The 17,857-nt window shown below is 69.8% G+C and carries 17 protein-coding genes and 1 pseudogene; 5 read left to right on the top strand and 13 right to left on the bottom strand.

The features are described from left to right. The 5 genes and pseudogenes from DJ70_RS17685 to DJ70_RS02480 form a co-directional block, all read right to left on the bottom strand. A pseudogene (locus DJ70_RS17685) lies at positions 1 to 177 on the bottom strand (flagella accessory C family protein); the annotation flags it as partial. Positions 178 to 263: 86 nt separating this feature from the next. Beyond that, complete coding sequence (locus DJ70_RS02495) at positions 264 to 785, bottom strand: chemotaxis protein CheD (protein WP_094529825.1); 522 nt, start codon at positions 783 to 785, stop codon at positions 264 to 266. Further along, positions 782 to 1,981 carry a chemotaxis protein CheC gene (locus DJ70_RS02490; RefSeq protein ID WP_094529823.1) on the bottom strand — a complete coding sequence of 400 codons (1,200 nt, stop codon included), beginning with the start codon at positions 1,979 to 1,981 and terminating at the stop codon, positions 782 to 784. Before DJ70_RS02490 ends, DJ70_RS02495 begins: the two co-directional genes overlap by 4 nt. Next, positions 1,981 to 2,337, bottom strand: coding sequence for a chemotaxis protein CheY (gene cheY / locus DJ70_RS02485; protein WP_023498899.1), 357 nt, complete (start codon positions 2,335 to 2,337; stop codon positions 1,981 to 1,983). The genes DJ70_RS02490 and cheY overlap by 1 nt, the downstream gene beginning before the upstream one ends. An 89-nt stretch (positions 2,338 to 2,426) precedes the next feature. After that, positions 2,427 to 4,895: a hypothetical protein gene (locus DJ70_RS02480; protein ID WP_094529821.1), complete on the bottom strand. Its 2,469-nt coding sequence runs from the start codon at positions 4,893 to 4,895 to the stop codon at positions 2,427 to 2,429. Between the two features lie 228 nt (positions 4,896 to 5,123). On the opposite strand from DJ70_RS02480, the gene DJ70_RS02475 reads away from it, so the two are divergent. Beyond that, positions 5,124 to 5,588 (top strand): zinc ribbon domain-containing protein, encoded by a 465-nt coding sequence (locus DJ70_RS02475; protein WP_094529819.1) that lies wholly within the window; start codon positions 5,124 to 5,126, stop codon positions 5,586 to 5,588. A gap of 473 nt (positions 5,589 to 6,061) precedes the next feature. Here DJ70_RS02475 and DJ70_RS18010 read toward each other — a convergent pair whose 3' ends face one another. The 5 genes from DJ70_RS18010 to DJ70_RS02450 all read right to left on the bottom strand — a co-directional run bounded on the left by DJ70_RS18010 (position 6,062) and on the right by DJ70_RS02450 (position 9,123). After that, positions 6,062 to 6,700, bottom strand: coding sequence for a DUF7500 family protein (locus tag DJ70_RS18010; RefSeq protein ID WP_094529817.1), 639 nt, complete (start codon positions 6,698 to 6,700; stop codon positions 6,062 to 6,064). A gap of 74 nt (positions 6,701 to 6,774) precedes the next feature. Then, the gene (locus tag DJ70_RS02465; protein ID WP_094529815.1) at positions 6,775 to 7,449 is read right to left on the bottom strand and encodes an archaellin/type IV pilin N-terminal domain-containing protein; all 675 of its coding nucleotides are present in this window, start codon (positions 7,447 to 7,449) and stop codon (positions 6,775 to 6,777) included. After that, positions 7,450 to 8,013 (bottom strand): archaellin/type IV pilin N-terminal domain-containing protein, encoded by a 564-nt coding sequence (locus DJ70_RS02460; RefSeq protein WP_094529813.1) that lies wholly within the window; start codon positions 8,011 to 8,013, stop codon positions 7,450 to 7,452. It lies immediately after the preceding gene. Between the two features lie 2 nt (positions 8,014 to 8,015). Then, positions 8,016 to 8,588: an archaellin/type IV pilin N-terminal domain-containing protein gene (locus DJ70_RS02455; protein ID WP_094529811.1), complete on the bottom strand. Its 573-nt coding sequence runs from the start codon at positions 8,586 to 8,588 to the stop codon at positions 8,016 to 8,018. Between the two features lie 196 nt (positions 8,589 to 8,784). Further along, complete coding sequence (locus DJ70_RS02450; protein ID WP_094529809.1) at positions 8,785 to 9,123, bottom strand: hypothetical protein; 339 nt, start codon at positions 9,121 to 9,123, stop codon at positions 8,785 to 8,787. Positions 9,124 to 9,340: 217 nt separating this feature from the next. On the opposite strand from DJ70_RS02450, the gene DJ70_RS02445 reads away from it, so the two are divergent. Next, complete coding sequence (locus DJ70_RS02445; protein ID WP_066413742.1) at positions 9,341 to 9,682, top strand: helix-turn-helix domain-containing protein; 342 nt, start codon at positions 9,341 to 9,343, stop codon at positions 9,680 to 9,682. An 80-nt stretch (positions 9,683 to 9,762) separates the two neighbouring features. On the opposite strand, the gene DJ70_RS02440 is transcribed toward DJ70_RS02445, so the two are convergent. After that, positions 9,763 to 10,491 (bottom strand): RAD55 family ATPase, encoded by a 729-nt coding sequence (locus DJ70_RS02440; protein ID WP_094529808.1) that lies wholly within the window; start codon positions 10,489 to 10,491, stop codon positions 9,763 to 9,765. A 179-nt stretch (positions 10,492 to 10,670) separates the two neighbouring features. Between DJ70_RS02440 and DJ70_RS02435 the strand changes: the two genes are divergently transcribed. Continuing rightward, positions 10,671 to 11,234, top strand: coding sequence for a HalX domain-containing protein (locus tag DJ70_RS02435; protein ID WP_094529806.1), 564 nt, complete (start codon positions 10,671 to 10,673; stop codon positions 11,232 to 11,234). Positions 11,235 to 11,283: 49 nt separating this feature from the next. Here DJ70_RS02435 and DJ70_RS02430 read toward each other — a convergent pair whose 3' ends face one another. Both DJ70_RS02430 and DJ70_RS02425 read right to left on the bottom strand, forming a co-directional pair. Continuing rightward, complete coding sequence (locus DJ70_RS02430) at positions 11,284 to 12,708, bottom strand: DHHA1 domain-containing protein (protein WP_094529804.1); 1,425 nt, start codon at positions 12,706 to 12,708, stop codon at positions 11,284 to 11,286. Between the two features lie 74 nt (positions 12,709 to 12,782). After that, positions 12,783 to 14,906 carry a beta-glucosidase family protein gene (locus DJ70_RS02425; RefSeq protein ID WP_094529802.1) on the bottom strand — a complete coding sequence of 708 codons (2,124 nt, stop codon included), beginning with the start codon at positions 14,904 to 14,906 and terminating at the stop codon, positions 12,783 to 12,785. A 132-nt stretch (positions 14,907 to 15,038) separates the two neighbouring features. Between DJ70_RS02425 and DJ70_RS02420 the strand changes: the two genes are divergently transcribed. Both DJ70_RS02420 and metX read left to right on the top strand, forming a co-directional pair. Then, positions 15,039 to 16,328, top strand: a complete 1,290-nt coding sequence (locus DJ70_RS02420) for an O-acetylhomoserine aminocarboxypropyltransferase/cysteine synthase family protein (RefSeq protein ID WP_094529800.1) — start codon at positions 15,039 to 15,041, stop codon at positions 16,326 to 16,328. A 2-nt stretch (positions 16,329 to 16,330) separates the two neighbouring features. Continuing rightward, positions 16,331 to 17,617: a homoserine O-acetyltransferase MetX gene (gene metX, locus DJ70_RS02415; protein ID WP_094529798.1), complete on the top strand. Its 1,287-nt coding sequence runs from the start codon at positions 16,331 to 16,333 to the stop codon at positions 17,615 to 17,617. The last annotated feature ends 240 nt before the right edge of the window (positions 17,618 to 17,857 follow it).

Here is a 17,857-nt window from a genome sequence, read left to right as displayed (position 1 = left end):
GCCACCGCCCATCCCACCGCCACCGCCCATTCCGCCGCCGAAGACGTCGTCGCCACCGTCCGCGTCGTCGCCGTCGTCATCGAGGAATCGGTCGAGAACGCTCGCACCGACGAGCCCCAGCGTGGCGACTGTCCAAGCGACCGTCGAGACGCCCCACACCGATAGTTCGAGGCCCATTGATCAGAGCAACCGCCAGACGACACTTCAACCCACCCCTCAAAATATCAGCGGTGAGAACATGGGCGCGTCGGCCGCCACACCCCCTACAGCGTCCGCTCGAAGCCGTCGGCCGCCCGAACGGCGAGGGAGCCGTCCGGCCGGAACCGCACCGTCCGGCCGACGGCGTCGCCGACGTCCGCCGCGACGACCGGGATCCCGGCGCCGTCCAGGCTCTCGCGGGCGCTCGCGACGTTCCGCGGACCGACGGCGGCCGTGAGATCGAGCATCTCCGCGCCGCCGACGAGCCGTGCCTCGAGCCGGGCGGGCGACGCGCCGGCCGACGCGAGCTCCTCGAGGAGCGCGTTGAGCCCCGCGTCGACGTACTTCGCCGGGCGGGGCGTGTGGGAGGCGTCGCCGTCGGCGGACGGAAGCATGGCGTGGAGGAGTCCGCGCGTGTCGGTCGCCGGGTCGACGAGCGCGATCGCGACACAGGAGCCCAGCCCGCTCGTGGTCAGGGTGGCCCCGTCGCTCGAAACGGCGAGGTCGCCGACGCCGACCTTCACGCGCCGGGAGGCCTCGTCCCGGTCCGGGACGGTCCGGTCTCCCGACGGCGTGAAGGGGCTCATGTCCCGGAGAGTCGTTCCAGCGCCGCCGCCAGTTCGCGCTCGTCGGGGAGCGCGTACACGTCACAGCGTGCCTGGACGCCCTCGGTACGGATGGCGGCGTCGATGACGAACCCGTAGTCCTGGCGCCGGCTCAACGAGGCGACGAGCGGGCTGACCGTCGCCGAGCCGATGTCGTGGACGAACTCCGGCGGCGAGTGCGAGATGGAGGTGCCGAGGACGTTCGCCCAGCCGTCGATGAAGCCGCTCGTCATCACGTTGCCGAGCTCGCAGAGCGCGTTCTCGGCCATGTCGCCGAGCGGCTCGTCCGGCTCCATCGGGAGCATCGCCTCGGCGATCGCGGCCGCCGACTCCTCCGAGAAGAGGATCGCGAGGTAGCCGCTCGGCTCGCCCTGGAGCTCGAAGACGGTCCCGGCGTGTGGCGCCGTCCCGACCTCGCTCGGCACGTCGGCGAGCGGGACGAACCGGAGCCGGCTCACGTCGACGGTGGTCTCGAGGCCGGTCATCATGCCGATGTTGTCGGCGGCGTTCGCCGAGCCCCGCTTCGCCAGCGACGCGAACGTCGAGAGCGACTCGTACGGGACCGCGGTGGCGGTCGTCCCGGCGGCCCCGCCGGCACCCTCCGCGCCCGCGGTCGCCGCCGTGGCGGTCTTGCCGACCACGAGGTCGCGGAACGGCCCGGAGTCGGGAAGCATGTAGATCGAGAAGTCGAGGTCGGTCCCCGTGGCGTCGAGCCGGCTCTCGAAGAGGAAGACGCCGTTCCCGGCGAGCGCGCCGTCCGGCAGGACCGCCGCGCCGTCGGCCTCGAAGTAGCGCGGGGGGGTCATGTCGATCGCCCGCCCGAGGTAGTTCGCCCAGCCGTCGAGGAAGCCGCCGAGCGCGATGTTGCCGACCTCCGTCACCGCGCTCCGGCCCATCGACGCGCCGCCGGGTAACACCGAGAGCAGCCCGTCGATCTGCTCGGCGTCGAACGCGAGCACGGCCGCGCCCTCGAGGCCGCCGTCGAGCCCGACGCGCACGCCGATCGACTCGCGGCCGGAGAAGGCCTCGGCGAGGTCCTCGCCGGTGGCCACGCTCGCACCCGTCACCTCGACCGCGAGGTCCGACCCCGTCAGCTCGCCCAGCGCGTTGGCGGCGCGTTCGGCGCCGCGTTCCGCGAGCCGGTTGCACGCGCCGAGCGCCCGAACGTCGACGCGCATCAGACGGCCGACCCGATGGCGTCGAGGACGTTCGGCTTCTGGAACGGCTTCGTGATGTATCCCTCCGCGCCGGCCTTGATCGCCGCCTTCATCTTCTCCTCCTGGCCGACGCTGGTACACATGATCACCGTCGCCTCCGGGTCGTCGCCCTTGATCTCCGTGGTCGCCTCGATCCCGTCGCGGATGGGCATCACGATGTCCATCATCACGAGATCGGGACCGTGTTCGTCGTACATGTTCACCGCTTCCACCCCGTTCTCCGCCTCGCCGACGATCTCGAACTCCCCCTCGAGTATCTCACGGAGCAGGTTCCGCATGAACTCCGAATCGTCCGCGATGAGCACGCGCGTCGCCATATACACGAACTCGGCGCAGGCGTCCACTTAACCGCTCGCCCGCGGTTCTCAGCGATGAGAACGGTCGCCGAGCGGCGCGCGACCGACGCTCACACCCAGTGGCCGATCAGGTACGTCGTCCCCACGACGACCGTCCCGCCGAACGCTTCGCGAGTACCGACCGGGATCGGCGCCGGCGTCGCCGGATCGACGGGAGCCTCCGGGGCGTCATCGTCGCCCCCGGTCGTATCGGAGCCGTTCCGCGCGTCCGACCCGTTCTCGGAGTCGGCTCCGTCCCCGACCGCCGTTCCGTCTCCGGTCTCCGTTTCGTCCCCGGCCGCCGTTCCGTCCCCGGTCTCCGTTCCGTCTCCGGCGTCCACGGAGTCGACGTCGCCGCCGGACCCCGTGTCGTCGTCCGTACCGTTGGCGAGGTCGGATCCGTTTCCTGACCCCGTGTCGCTCTCGGTCCGAGTGTCGTTTTCGGGACCCGTGTCGTTCCCCGTCTCCGTGTCGTTCCCCGTCTCGGTGCCGTTTCCGGCGTCGGCCCCGTCGTCGATCTGCGTCACCGCGGGGTCGGGTTCGACCCGCAGCGTGCCCGTCGTCTCGTCGCCGTCGATCGCCAGCGTGTACGAGTACGTGCCGGGATCGAGGTCGACCGTCGTCCCGCCGAACGTCTCGTTCTCCGGCTCGTCCGGGGCGACGGTCACGTACCGTTCGCGATAGATCTCCCCGCCGGCGACGTCGAGCGACAGCAGCTCTCGCCCCTCGACGGCGCCGGCGTTGCGAACCGTCACGGACAGGTCGGCGAGCGTGTCGCCGCGCGTGACGGTGAGATCGGTCGTCTCGTTGGCGAGCCGCAGCCGGTCCGGGTCGGCGGCGTCCGAGACGACGATCGCCGTCCTGCTGTCGTAGGGTCCCGAGTCGGCGTACAGGTCGAACGTCAGGCGGTCGCCGGGTTTCGCCTCGCCGATGCCGGGATCGACGCTGAAGTTTCCACCGTCATCGATCCGGACCGTCGATTCGGCGGTCCGTGGCGTCTCGCCGCCGTCGTAGGCGAACACGGCCGTCAGCTCGGTTGCGGGCAGCAACGTGGTGGTTCCCGTCACCCCGCTGCCGTCGACGAGGATCTCGCCGTCGTCGGTGACGTGGTCGTACCGGAGGTATCGCTCCGAGATCGAAAAGGTCGCCTCGGCGGAGACGCCGGTCTCGTCCGTCGAGAGGTACGGGAACTGCTCGGGAGTCCCGTCGTCGCCGACCGAGGCGGCCGCGAAGGGCGGATCGGCGTCGACGGATCCGGGATCCTCGGCAAAGCGATACCGCTCGCCGTCGACTCCCTCGAGCCCGAACTCGACGCGATACTCCTCGCCGGGATCGAGCCGGTCGCCGAGCGCGTTCCCGTCGCTCGTGTCGATCACGAGATAGAGACGGCCGGCGGTCGGGTCGTCGGGTGCCGACTCGAGTTCGTTCGCCGACTCGAAGATCAGCGTGGCATCTTCGAGTTCCTCAGGTCCGATCGGAGTCGCGTGATTCGGTCGGTTCGTTTGCTCGATTCGTAGGCGAATTCCCTCCTCAGCAGTGAGAAGATCGGCGAGAACCGCACCAGTTGCGTTCCCGCCAGCAGTGACCGGTCCCGCATCCCGGTCGTCGGCGAGGTGTGACATCGCACCCCAGATCCCGGCGGCCTCGACGCCGATCACGAGGAGATCTCCCTTCGTGACGGCCGATCGCTCGAGGCCCGCGCTCCGCAAGGAACCGATCGACTCGATGCCAGAATCTGATTCCGGATCGGCCGGCATCGTTGTGAATACCTCAACTTCCTCCATCATCTGTCGTTCCGGCTCGGTCACGACGAGATCCGCCCGACTGGAGCCGGCTGCGGGAGCAACGATACCGCCCTCGTCGACGGTGAACGTCGCGTTGTCGACGAGCGAGAGGCGGTAGCGCTCGGCTGCGAGCGGACGGATCGGGCCGTCAGCCCCGGTCTGGGACGGCAGCCCGGAGAGGGAGTCCGCGACCGGTTCGCCGTCCTCGTCGACGAAGTCGAGCGAGCAGCCGGAGACGGAACAGCTGGAGGCGCTCCCCTCCTCGCTCGTGACGGAGATGTACTCCACCCCCGTGCCGGCCGTGCGGGTGTTGAGCGTCAGGGTGAGCGAACCCTCGCCGTCGACCTCGATCACGTCGACGAATCCCACCGGCACGTTCGGATCACTGAGGCGATTCCCGCCGACGAGGAGGTACTTGGGTCCGTCCTCGACGCTCACGGTCATCTCGACGAGGTCGCCGGCGGTCGTGGTGTACGTGTCGGACCCGAAGGAGGCGTTGATCGCGGCCGGGCCGTCGACGGCTCCCGCGGCGTCGAGCGCCATCACGTCGGTTTCGTGCTCGGCGGACGTCTCGCCGTCCGCCGGCGAGGACGTCCCGACGACAGGAACCGTTCCGACGAGGAGGAAAGCGATGAGGAAGGCGACGAGGAGAGCGCCGCGGAAAAGCGACGCGCCGACGGATCCGCCGTCAGGGGCCGCCGGAGCGTCCGAGGGAGCGGACGCGTTCGTCGATGGAGGCGGGGATGGCTGTGACATGAGCGTGGTCCACGCGGCCGGCCGGACGACGGGCCGCCAGTCGATGGAGGCGACTCGATCGCGTGTCGACTAAAGGGTGCCCCCCTGATTATCAGATCGGAAAAGAAGCGGATCGGCCGTGTACTGCGCGCAGCGTGTTCGAGAGCCCGGATCGCCGATCCGAGATCGCGGTCGATCCGGGGTGCGGACCGAAGAGTTAAGCCCGACCGCGGCGCCGTTTCGGTGAGGATGAAGCCCTGTCCCCGCTGTGAGGCGTCGATCGACGACTCCGCCCGGTTCTGCTCGCAGTGCGGCGCGCCGCAGAACGAGGAGGCCGCCGAGGAGCTCGACCAGTACGTTCAGCGACAGGCGAAGCAGGTGGCCGGAGGAGCCGGGAGCGGAGGCGGCGGAAACGGGGGGCGTGACGGCGTCACCGCCGCCGACGTCTTCGGCGTCGCCGCCGAGGAACTCACCGAGCGCGAGCAGCTGTGGCGGCGCGGGAGCTACGTGCTCGGCTACGCCACCGTCGTGGTCGCGCTCACGCAGATCACGAATCCCGGCGCGTGGTTCCTGCTTCTGGGCGGGATCGCGATCCTCCCGCCGACCCGTCGGCTGCTCGGGTTGCCCGTGGGGGGGACGTTCAAGCGGGAGGCGATGGCGGGGCTGTACGCGGTCTTCGTGGTCCTCGGCGTGGTGCTGTTCTTCGCGTTATAGTTCACGACGAGATAGATCCGCGGTGCGGTTGGCGTCGCCGGCGCCGCGCGCCGGTTTCACGCGAGAGCTTCGCTCTCGCCCTGCGCCCGGGAGTGGGCCGAAGGCCCGCGACCGGAACGCCAGGGAGTCGGCCGGCCGAAGCGACGCGGAGGACGGCCGACGAGGCTGGGGAGGCGTGAGGTGCGGGGCTATGCGGGGTGAGACTCAACGGGGCAGTCGCCGGCGCTGCGCGCCGGCTGCGGGAGGCGCGGAGCGCCTCGCTGCCGTGAGGACGAAGCACGGCGAAGGAAGCACCGCAGCGAGGGAGCGATAGCGACTGAGCGAGGACCGTGGTTCGAGAGAGCTTCGCTCTCTCGTCATCACGAGACGGATTCGCCGTCTCGAACGACAACGAGCCGCGCGAGTCCTCACGGCTGGGGCTTTGGCGGTGTTCAGTGCGTTAGAATAGACCGCGACCAACTGATCGCTCGAGCTCACTCGATCCGGAAGCCGCCGGCGTCCTCGGCGGCCCGGATCAACTCGCCGATGGAGTCGTTCGCCGAGAGCCCCTGATCCGCCGCGAAGCGCTTGATAACCATCGGCGGCAGGTCGATCGGTGCGTCGGCGGCGACAAGCAGCAGACCGAGCGCCTCCGCCGGATCGGTTCCCGGCCCGGCGTTGGCGACGAACCACGAGAGGGTGGTGTCGAACGTCGCGGTCACGTCGTTCGAGACCATGCGGTTGCGGGCGGTCGAGCCGTTCGCGTGGAGCGTCACGTCGACGCCGTAGTCGAAGCCGTCGCCGTCGAAGGACTCGGCCAGCCACCGGCTCACGGCTTGGCGGTCGACGCCGTCATCGAGGCCACCGCGGGAACCGTCCCCGAGAGGAGGAGGTCCGTCCTCAGGATCGGACATCCCGGCCGGACTCTCCGGCTCCGGTCGGTCGGTCTTACTCTCCCGCCTCTCGGCGGCGTCCGACGCCTGGGCATCAAGGTTCGGACGACCGCCAGTCCCGACGACGAACCGATCCTCACCGATCTCGACGACGGTCTCGTCATCGGTAAAATCGAGATCGGTCGGGTCCGCCGGCGGCGAGTTATCATCGGCGGCCGCCGGTATCTCGTCGTCACTCATGACCGACGTGTCGTCGCGCGATAATATAGATGTTCCGGGCGATTCGCCCCGGACTGCGGAGTGATGAACCGTGGTTACAGCCGGACGCCCTCGCCGTCGACGAGCACGTCAGGGACGCGAACCGTCGCGGTTGTCTGGCCGCCGCCAGGCGCCGTGATGGTCACGTCCGCCTCTGCGCCTCCAGAGAGGGGGAGGTCGTTGGATATCCCCGTTGTGGTCGATTCGGCCGAAGGGACGGTGACATCGAGAGCGTCTATCGCCGTGCTGCCGTCGACAGTGGCGATGACGTATACTCGTGCGGTGTCGCTCTCGTCGCTCAGTACCGTGTCGAAATTCGAAGAGTCTGCGAGGATGCCGTTGTTATTGTTGATGTCGGATAGGGTCGCGGGGTCACCGGATCCGATCGCGAACGTTCCGGAATCACTTCCCCCGATCCACTCCAGCGTCGCGCTCGTGATGTCTATCGGGTTTGACCCCGGTGCGAGACTGACATCGATCGCAACGGCTCTGATCTCTTCGCTTCCCTGTCCTCCCTCGACCTCGCTGACGACGGAGTCGATCTGGAGTCGGTCGGATACCTCTTGGGTGCTCTCTTCGCCGGTCGTCTCCGCCTGCGTCTGGAGGAACCCAGCGGTGTTGATCAGGACCCCGGCGGCGATCGCCGCCACCAGCACCATCGCGATGAACACGATGAGCGTCCCGATACCCACCTGTCCGCGCTCCTCCTCGTTGATGATTTTCTCGAACATTTACAGATCCTCCGGATCGCTTGCCGGGTCACCGACCCGAAGCGTCTCGTACGTCTGTGCGCCCGACGCCGTCGTCAGCGTGATCTCGGCCTCGTCACCCGCAGTGAGCGTACTCGTTCCGCTGAATCCATTGCTTCCGGACAGCGTTATCACGACCTCTATCCTGTCGCTCTGTGCTTCGAGGATGTCCGCGCTGCTCCCGCTGACGACGCTCCGGCTGACGTCGCCGTCGTCGAGCTGTGCCGTGACCACGTCGCCGGGACCGACATACTGGATCTCCGTCTGCGTGAGATCGATCGGATCGGATCCCGATGACTTCTTCAGTACGAGCGTCACTGTATCGATGGGATCCCCGGTGCCGACAGCCGATACGACGTCGACGTTGTTCGTCACCTGCGCCGTGCTCTCCTCGCCCGTTGCCTCCGCTTGTGTCTGGAGGAAGCCAGCGGTGTTGATCAGAACACCGGCGGCGATCGCCGCCACCAGCACCATCGCGATGAACACGATGAGCGTCCCGATACCCACCTGACCGCGCTCCTCTTCGTTGATGATTTTCTCGAACATCGTTACAGAGTGACCGATTGCGTGTCGATGAGCGGCTCGGGGGCGGTGTACACTTCGAACGTCTGTCCGCCGGACGGAGCCGTGATGGTCACTTCGAGCGTCTCGCCAGCACCGAGTCCGCTGGAGACAGCGGCCGTCGCGTCGATGCCGGAGGTGGAACCGAGATCGAGGCTAACGGTCGCCCGATCGCTGGAGTCCGTGAGCGTGGTGCCGCCGACGCTCGACATGTCCGCCGTTGCCACGCCGTTGGGGCCGACGACCTGAACGTTAACGTCTCCGTCGAGAACGAGCCGATCGCTCCCAGGGGAGAGACCGACGCGGAGGTCGATCTGCTGGATCCCGTTCGAGCTATCGATGTTCCCGGAACTGACCGCGGCCGTGTACACCTGGAGCCGGTCGGTGACCTGGCTCGTACTCTCCTCGCCCGTTGCCTCCGCCTGCGTCTGGAGGAAGCCGGCGGTGTTGATCAGGACGCCGGCGGCGATCGCCGCCACCAGCACCATCGCGATAAACACGATGAGCGTCCCGATACCCACCTGACCGCGCTCTTCCTCGTCCAGTATGGTTTCGAACATTGGTTGTTGTGTGGGCCCGCGGCCTGCGCGACGGGCGTTATCGCTACGGAGCGGGAATCACCTATTAAAGACACGGGGCTGATTATTCGAGTTGATAACCCTTCTCAGTCATGCGTTTTTCGGGATTATATCATACAGATAATTACAGAAACGAAGAACGAAACAGGGAACCGGCTATCAGATCTGGATCCGTGACTCACCGCTCTCGAAACTCGGCCATCTCCGACTCCGAGATCACGAACTCGCGCGTGCCGGGCTCGTAGACGGCGAGGCTCCCCGCGACGAGCGCCATCGACCCGGCGAGCAGCCCGGTGTTGACCAAGAGCAAGGCTCGGGGGTTCGCGAACGCGGTCCGGAACGCCGCGATCGGCGTGGCGAGCGCGGCGACGACGACCAACCCGAACCCGACGGCGAGGTACGCCATGGCGGTCCGCCCCGAGGAGCGGTACGCCGTCACCGCGAACGCCGACAGCGTCGCGCCCGCCCCCGCGAGCACGACGGTCGTCACGAGATACAACCCTTCGATGAGGTCCATACGCCGTCTGCCCGTTCGGCCACGATAAACTCCCGGTAACGTGTATCAATACCGATAACGACCGCCGAGGTTCTTCCGGTCGTCGGAAGCGGAGCGCCGCGTGACCGCAGACCGTCTCGGAGCCCGCCGTTCCGCGTCGACGGGCGAACGGATACCGCGTCGACGGGACGATCTACCGACATCTTTTTCAGCCGGAGACTCACAATTGATAACGATAATGGTGGGGGACGACCTGATCACCGTGCTCGGGAACAAGTACAACACGGACATCCTGACGGCGACGGGCGACGCCAAGTCCGCCCAGGACCTGAGCGAGGAGCTGGACGTGCCCATCGCGACGTGTTACCGCCGGATCAACGAACTGGAGGAGGCCGACCTGCTCGAGCTTCACGACCGACCGCTCTCGGACGAACACCGGCGCGTGAAGGTGTACCGCCGGAAGGTCGACGGCGTCGACGTCGACTTCCGGGACGGGCTCACCGTCGAGGTCGAGGAGCGCTCCGCGGTCAAGAACCGCCTCGACGACGTGTGGCGCGACCTCTCGGCGAGAGGGGACTGAAGGGTAGATCGGACGAATCTGGACCGGACCGAGCCGCGAACCGACCCGAGCCGATCGGACCGGCGCTCCCCCGCCGCCGGTCAGAACGACGGCTCGTCCGACCGGCTCATCATCGAGAAGCCGCCCGCCCGCTCGTGGACCGTGATCCCGCCCTGCCCGATCTCCATCGGGAAGATGTCCGTGTCGATGTCCTGTTTCCGCATCTTCGCGACCCAGACGTAGCGGTTCACTCCCGAGTCCGTCGGCGTCTGGATGAAGTAGATGTTGCCGTCGGTGAGGAAGTTCTCCAGCCCGACCTCGGTGTCGGGGAACACCGCGCCCTGCTCGTTGATGAGAAGCGAGGTCAGCCCGTTGGCCTTGAGGATGTCCGAGAACTTCAGCAGGTACGTCCGCTTCTCCTGTTCGTCCTCGAAGAACAGCTGGAACATCGACAGCGAGTCGAGCACGAGCCGGTCGAAGTCCTCGCCCTCGATCGTGTCGAGGAGCTTGTCGACGGCCGTCGAGAAGTCGGTCTCGCGGAGCATCTGGCGCTTGTCGAGGATCACGATCCGCTCGTCGTCGACCAGCTCGCCGAAGTCGTCGAACCCGATCGACTCGGCGGCCCCGCGGATGTCGGCTTCGTCCTCCTCGAAGGAGACGTACACGCCGCGTTCGTCGTGCTCGGTGACGCCGGTGTAGAGGTACTGGATCCCGAAGATGCTCTTTCCGGTGCCGGGGTTCCCGGAGACCAGAACGGTCGACTGCTCCGTGATGCCGCCGGTGAGGATCGAGTCGAGGCCCTCGACCCCGGTAGAGACGAGTTCTGACATTCGCCTCGGTCTTCACGGCGGGAGTACATAAAAGACGATCCGTTCGAGGCGCCCAGGTGGACCGGGTCGCGACCGGATTTTTGCGGGTGAAGAGACGGCGACAGCTTTATTCGTCGACACGCCGCCACGTTCAGTATGTTCGGCGAAGCGCATCCCGTCGTCTCCGACGGTGATCGACGGTGAGCGAAGCCACGGTCCTCGTCGTGGAGGACGAGCCGGATATCGCGGCGCTGTACTCCGGCTTCCTCGAGGAGCGCTACGAGGTCGCCGTCGCGGAGACCGCCGCCGAGGCGAAGGACGTCGTCGACGAGACCGTCGACGCCGTTCTGCTCGACCGGCGGCTCCCGGACGGTAGCGGGGACGAGGTACTCGAACACATCCGCGGGAACGATCTCGACTGTCGAGTCGCGATGGTGACCGCCGTCGAGCCCGACTTCGACATCATCGGCATGGGGTTCGACCTCTACCTGACCAAGCCGGTGAGCCGTGCGAACCTCCTCGCCGCGCTCGAGACGCTCCTGACCCGCGACGAGTACGACGACCTCCTCCAGGAGGCCGCGGCGCTGGCGAGCAAGCGGGCGGTTCTCAAAGCACAGAAGCCGACCGCCCAACTGGACGGCAACGAGGCGTTCGCCGAGCTCGTCGAGCGGCTCGAGGAGATCGACGCCGACATGGACGCCATCGCGGAGTCGTTGTCGACGGACGACTACCGCGCGATGTTCCGGGACATCGGCGAGGCGTGAGGGCGTCCGCCGGCGGGGCGTGAGCTCGTCACCGGCCGCCGCTCCGCCCTCACGACGACAACTGGTCGCCGACCAGCGCGTCCGCCGCCGCGAGGAACGCGTCCCGTTCGTCGCTCGGGATCGTCGCGCCGGCGGCGACGTCGTGGCCGCCGCCGTCGCCGCCCACGGACCGGCTCGCCTCCCGCATCACGGCCGAGAGGTCGAGCCCCCGCCGAACCAGCCGCCCGGTTCCACGCGAGGAGACCTTCAGCTCCGCCGCGCTCTTCTCCGCGAACGCGATCACGGGCTTCGAGCGGTCGACGGCCGGCGAACCGGCGGCCATGCCCGCGACGATCCCGACGATCGTCTCGCGGATCCGCGAGCCGGCGTCGAACCACTGGAGGTGCTCCTCGTGGGTCACGCCCTCCGATTTCACCCACTGGAGCCCCTCCGAGAGGTTCCGTCTGTGGTTCCGGAGCAGCCGCCGCGCCTCCGCGAGCGCCGCGTCGCGGTCGCCGAGACACACCGCCAGCCCCACGTCCGCGCGCTCGTAGCGCGCGGTCGCGTTGAGCAGCGTCGAGAACTCGCTGACGTCACGCAGTTCGGTGCCGGACTCCTCGTCGAGCAGCGTGTAGGAGGTGCCGACGAGCCGCTCGATCCGGTCCGCGGGAACGCCGGAGGCGACGGCGCGTCGTATCAGCGCGGAGACGAGCGTTCGCCGCTCCGCGTCGTCGAGGTCGACCCAGCGCCGCCACTCGCCGTCGCGCCGCGCGTCGACGTCGAGGTCCCGGAGGAAGCCGATCGCGCCCGCCTCGTCGTTGGAGATCCCCGGAATCCGTACGTCCGAGGCGTACTCCAACAGTTTGGGGAGCGGCCGGGTCTGTCGGCCGTAGAGGTCGAGGTCGGTGCGCTCCTCGAGGACGCCCGCGTCGACGCCGTCCGCGACGATCGCCTCGTTCGCGCCGGCGAGCCCGCCGTCGCCGTTCTGCATGTCGCCGACCGCGCCGACGACCGCCAGCGCCGCGAGGTCGCGGTTGTCGCCGTCGGGGCCCTCGAGCGCGCGGGCGAGGAGGTAGCTCGCGCCCGCTCCCGAGAGCTCGCTCGCCCCGTCGATCCCCTCGAGCAGGGGATTGAGGTGGAACGCCGTGTCGGCGTCGGCGGGCTGGTGGTGGTCGGCGATCACGGGGACGAAGTCGCCGCGGGTCTCGTGGTCGGCGATGACGTCGAGCTGGCCGGAGCCGAAGTCGGTGAAGCAGACGACCTCGAACTCGCGGGCGGCGATCCCCGCTATCGACTCGGCGTCGAGCTGCTTCTCGAAGACGACCTCGTGGTCTATCCCCGCTCGCGCGAGCGCCGACGACGCGACGGCGGCGCTCGTGAGTCCGTCGGCGTCGATGTGGGAGGCGAGCAGGACGCGGTCGGCCGCGCGGAGACGGTCGGCGCAGGCGCGGGCCCGATCGCCGAGGGCGGGAACGGGGGTGTCGGCGGCTGCCATGACCCGTCGTGGGGCCGCATCCCGGATAAACGCACGTGTCGATCGCGGGCCGCCGGTCCGGGTTCGTCCGGCCCTCAGCGCTCCGTCGTCAGTTCGATCCGCGCGTCCCGCGCGGAGCGGCCGACCTCGACGACGTACTCGCCCTCGTCGACGGTCCAGCCCGCCTCGGGGTCGTACCGGGAGAAGGCGAGCTCGTCGAGGCGGATCGTGACCGACTCCGTCTCGCCGGCGGCGAGGGCGACGCTCTCGGCCCCGGCGAACTCGCGGACGGGGCGCTCGACGTCCGCGATGCGCGGCGGGCGGACGTACGTCTGGACCACCTCGCGGCCGTCGCGGTCGGCGACGTTCTCCACGGTGACGGTGACCGTGGCGGCCCCGGCGTCGGCGTCGAGAACGGCGTCATGGTACGCGAACGTCGCGTACGATCGGCCGTGTCCGAACGGGTAGGTCGGCTCGGGATCGCGGGCGTCGAACCAGCGGTAGCCGACGAGGACGCCCTCGTCGTGGCTGACGCGCCCGTCGACGCCGGAGAAGCGCCGGCGGTCGGCCGTCGGGTACGCGGAATCCGGCGCGAACGTGACCGGAAGCCGGCCGCCCGGATCGGCGTCGCCGTACAACAGCGCCGCGAGCGCGTCGCCGTGGACCTGTCCGGGGTACCAGTTGAGCAGGACCGCGTCGACGGCGTCGCGCCACGGAAGCTCGACCGGGCCGCTCGCGGCGATCGCGACGACGGTTCGGTCGGCGGCCGCGGCGACCGCCTCGATCAGTTCGTCCTGTCGACCGGGAAGTCCGAGCCCGTCCCGGTCGAGCGCCTCCGTGGTGGTGTCGCGGACGACGACGACGGCGACCGCCGCGGCCTCGGCGGCCGCGACCGCCGCGTCGACGTCGACCCCCGATCCCGCGTCGACGCCGTCCGTCCCGGCGGGCTCCTCCCCGTCGCTCAGGACGTCGAACAGGGAGACGTCCTCGATCGGGGGGTGGCCGGGGGCGACGGTCACGTCTCCGTCCGCGCGCGCCTCGATCCCGTCCCGCGGCGTCGTGGTCGTCTCGGGCGTCGTCTCCGAGGAGCCGCCCCCGCCGAGGACCGCCTCGTCGGCCGCGGGGCCGACGAGCGCGACGTCGGCGTCGGCCGAAAGCGGGAGGACGCCGTCGTTCTCCAGGAGGACCGATCCCCGCGTCGCCACCCGGAACGCCAGCCGGCGGTGGGCATCCGTGTCGACGTCGGGCGACGACCGGTCGCCGTCGAGCAGGCCGACCCGGTCCATCGTCCGGAGGACGCGCGCCGCCATGTCGTCGAGCCGCTCCCGCGGAAGCGACCCGTCCCGGACCGCGGCGGGGAGCGCCTCGTCGAACGGCTCGCACGTCTCCGGGTCGGGCATCCCGCGGGCGAGCGCGTCGGGGATCGGGTCGTCACCCTCGTCCGCCAGCGCGTCCGAGGCCTCGTCCGGGGGGACGCCGGGCATCTCGACGTCGAGACCGGCGGCCGCGGCGTCGACCGCGCCCTCGGTGCCGTACCAGTCGGAGACGACGTAGCCGTCGAACCCCCACTCGCCTTTCAACACGTCCGTGAGCAGCCGACGGTGGTCGCTCATCCGGGTCCCGTTCACGCGGTTGTACGCCGACATCACCGATCCGGCGCCGGCCGCGACCGCGGCGCGGAACGACGGGAGGTACAGCTCGCGGAGCGCGCGCTCGTCGACCTCGGCGCTTGCCGTCACGCGGTCCGTCTCCTGGGCGTTCGCGACGTAGTGTTTCGGCGTCGCGATCACGTCCGCGGACGCGATCCCCTCGACGACGCCCGCGGCGGTCGCGGCCGACAGCACGGGGTCCTCCGCGAAGTACTCGAAGTTCCGCCCGCCCTGTGGGACGCGGATCAGGTTCGTCCCCGGCGCGAGCAGGGCGTCGGCCCCGGCGGCCCGCGCCTCGCGGCCGAGCGCGGCCCCGTGCTCGCGGGCCAGATCGGCGTCGAACGTCGCGGCCAGCGCGGTCGGGGCGGGGAAGGCGGTCGCCGACTCGCCGGGGATCCGGACGCCGAGCGGCCCGTCGACGAGGGTCAACGGGGGGACGTCGAGCCGGTCGACGCCCGCGAGGTAGCCGGTCGCCCGCCCGGCCGGGTCCGTCGTCCCGGAGACGAGCCGGACCGTCTCCTCGAGCGTGAGCGCCTCGACCAGCCCGCGGATCGTCGCGTCCTCGGTCATGGGGGAACCTCGGCGGCCGGGCGCAAAGGCGTTCTGTCGACGGCGGGCGAGGCGACCCGTCGTCGGGTCGAGTCCGGCAGGGCTTGCCGTAACTGACAGTTATAGACGTTCGTAGATATATGCGCAACACACATGACACGTGGGTTCGACACCCGGAGTCTCCACGCCGGGTCGACCGCCGACCCGGCGACCGGAGCTCGCGCGACGCCGATCCACCAGACGACCTCGTACGCGTTCGAGGACGCCGATTCGGCGGCGGACCTGTACGCGCTCCGGGCCGACGGCGACGTCTACTCCCGCGTCTCGAACCCGACCGTTCGCGCCCTCGAGAACCGTCTCGCCGACCTGGAGGGCGGGTCGGGCGCGGTCGCGACCGCCTCGGGGATGGGCGCGTTCGACGCGATCACCACGGTGCTCGCGAGCGCCGGCGACAACGTCGTCGCCAGCGAGGAGATGTACGGCGGCACCGCGACGCACCTCACCACCGTCGCGAACCGCCGCGGGATCGAGACCCGCCTCGTGGAGACCACCGACTACGCGGGGTACGCCGAGGCGATCGACGACGACACCGCCTTCGTCCACGTGGAGACGCTCTCGAACCCCTCGCTCGTCACCCCCGACTTCGAGCGGCTCGCCGACGTCGCCCACGACCGCGCGGTCCCGCTCGTCGTCGACAACACGTTCGCGACCCCCGCGCTCTGCCGGCCGATCGAGCACGGGGCGGACGTCGTCTGGGAGTCGACGACCAAGTGGATCACCGGCAACGGCACCACCGTCGGGGGGATCGTCGTCGACGGCGGCACCTTCCCGTGGGACCACCCGGACGCGGAGTACGCGGAGCTCTCCGGGGAGTCGCCGGCGTTCCCGATCGACTTCGTGGAGCGATTCGGCGACGCCGCCTTCGCGAACGTCGTCCGCCAGCGGGCGGTCCGCCCCACGGGGAGCCAGCAATCCCCGTTCGACGCCTGGGCGACCCTCGAGGGCGTGGGGACGCTCCCGCTCCGGATGGACCGACACTGCGAGAACGCCCGGCGTGTCGCCGAGTTCCTCCGCGGCGACGACCGCGTCGACTGGGTGACCTATCCGGGGTTCGACGACCACTCGACCCACGGCGACGCGAGCGCGTATCTGGAGGGATACGGCGGGATGGTCACCTTCGGCGTCGCGGGCGGGTACGAGGCCGCGAGGACGCTGTGTGAGTCCGTCGACCTCGCGAGCTTCCTCGCGAACGTCGGCGACGCGAAGACCCTGATCATCCACCCCGCATCGACCACGCACGCACAGCTCGACGAGGCGGCGCGGACGGCCGCTGGCGTCCCGGCGGACATGGTGCGGCTCTCGGTCGGCATCGAGGAGGCCGCGGACGTGGTCGCCGACCTCGACGCCGCGCTCGAGACCGCCGCGGCGGCGACGGAGGCGTGACCATGGCGGCCACGCCCACCGACGCCGGCGTCGCGCGGCTCGGGGGGTTCACCTTCGAGTGCGGCCAGTCGATCCCGGAGCTGCACGTCGGCTACGAGACGTACGGCGAGTTCGACGGCGACAACGTCGTCCTCGTGTGTCACGCGCTCACCGGCAGCCAGAACGTCGCCCGGACGCCGGAACGCGACGCGGACGCCGGGCAGGCCGGCCAGGCCCGCGCGTGGTGGGACGACGTGGTCGGCCCCGGAAAGGCGATCGACACGACGGAGTACTACGTCGTCTGCGCGAACGTCCCCGGCTCCTGTTACGGCACCTCGGGCCCGGCGAGCGAGCGGCCCGCGGACCTCGATCTCGGGGACGAGCCCGACCACGACCGCTGGGGGACGGCGTTCCCGCCGGTTCAAGTCGAGGACTGGACGCGCGCGCAGCGCCGGCTGCTCGACCACCTCGGCGTCGGCCGGCTTCGAGCCGTGGTCGGCGGGAGCGTCGGCGGGATGAACGTCTTCGAGTGGGCGAAACGCTACCCCGACGACGTGGACCGGATCGTCCCGATCGCCGCCGCCGCCCGCCTCGACGCGCAGTGTCTCGGGCTCGACGCGGTCGCCCGCCGGGCGATCCGGTCGGACCCGAACTGGAACGGCGGCGACTACTACGGCGAGGGGCGCGACTCGCCCGACACCGGACTGGCGATGGCCCGCCAGATCGGCCACGTGATGTACCTCTCGAAGGCGTCGATGGAGCGGAAGTTCGGCCGGCGCTCGGCGGGTCGCGACTCGCTGAGCCGCGACCAGGGCGATCTGGGACTCGAGGCCGACCCCGCGGCCGCCTTCTTCCCGTACCGCGAGGTGGAGTCGTACCTCGACTACCAGGCGGAGGGGTTCGCGGAGCGGTTCGACGCCAACAGCTACCTCTATCTCACGCGCGCGATGGACGAGTACGACCTCGCCGCCGGCTACGGCTCCGACGCCGACGCGCTCGCCGCCTTCGAGGGCGAGGCGCTCCTCGTGAGCTTCACCGGCGACTGGCACTTCACCGTCGAGCAGTCGGCGTCGGTCGCGACCGCCTTCCGCGAGCGCGACGTGCCCGTCGCCCACCACGTGATCGACTCCGACCACGGCCACGACGCGTTCCTCGTCGAGCCCGAACGCGTCGGCCCGCCGCTCCGCGACTTCCTCGCCGACGGGGTGGAGGGCCGCGCCGTCGACGACGCGGGTGGAGACGACGAGGATCCCGAGTCCGACCGCGACCCGGACCACGCCCCGGTCCACTCCAGCCTGTTCGGCGGGTGAACCGGAGGGAGAGTCGGATACGGAGGAACGAAGACCCGCGGTGCGGTGGCGCGTGCCCGTGAGCGGCCGCCCTCGGCGGCCGCGAACGGCACCGCGCGAGGGAGTCGGCCGTCCGGAGCGACGCGGAGGGCGGCCGACAGGGCGAGAGCGAAGCTCTCGCTTGTAGCCGGACGTAGTCCGGCGACGAGGCTGGGGAGGCGTGGGGTGCGGGGCAGGGCTGTGCGGGGTGGAACTCAAAGG

Origin of the sequence: Halorubrum halodurans (assembly GCF_002252985.1) — an archaeon.
Lineage (GTDB): Archaea > Halobacteriota > Halobacteria > Halobacteriales > Haloferacaceae > Halorubrum > Halorubrum halodurans.
This window is presented reverse-complemented; position numbering and strand designations above follow the sequence as displayed.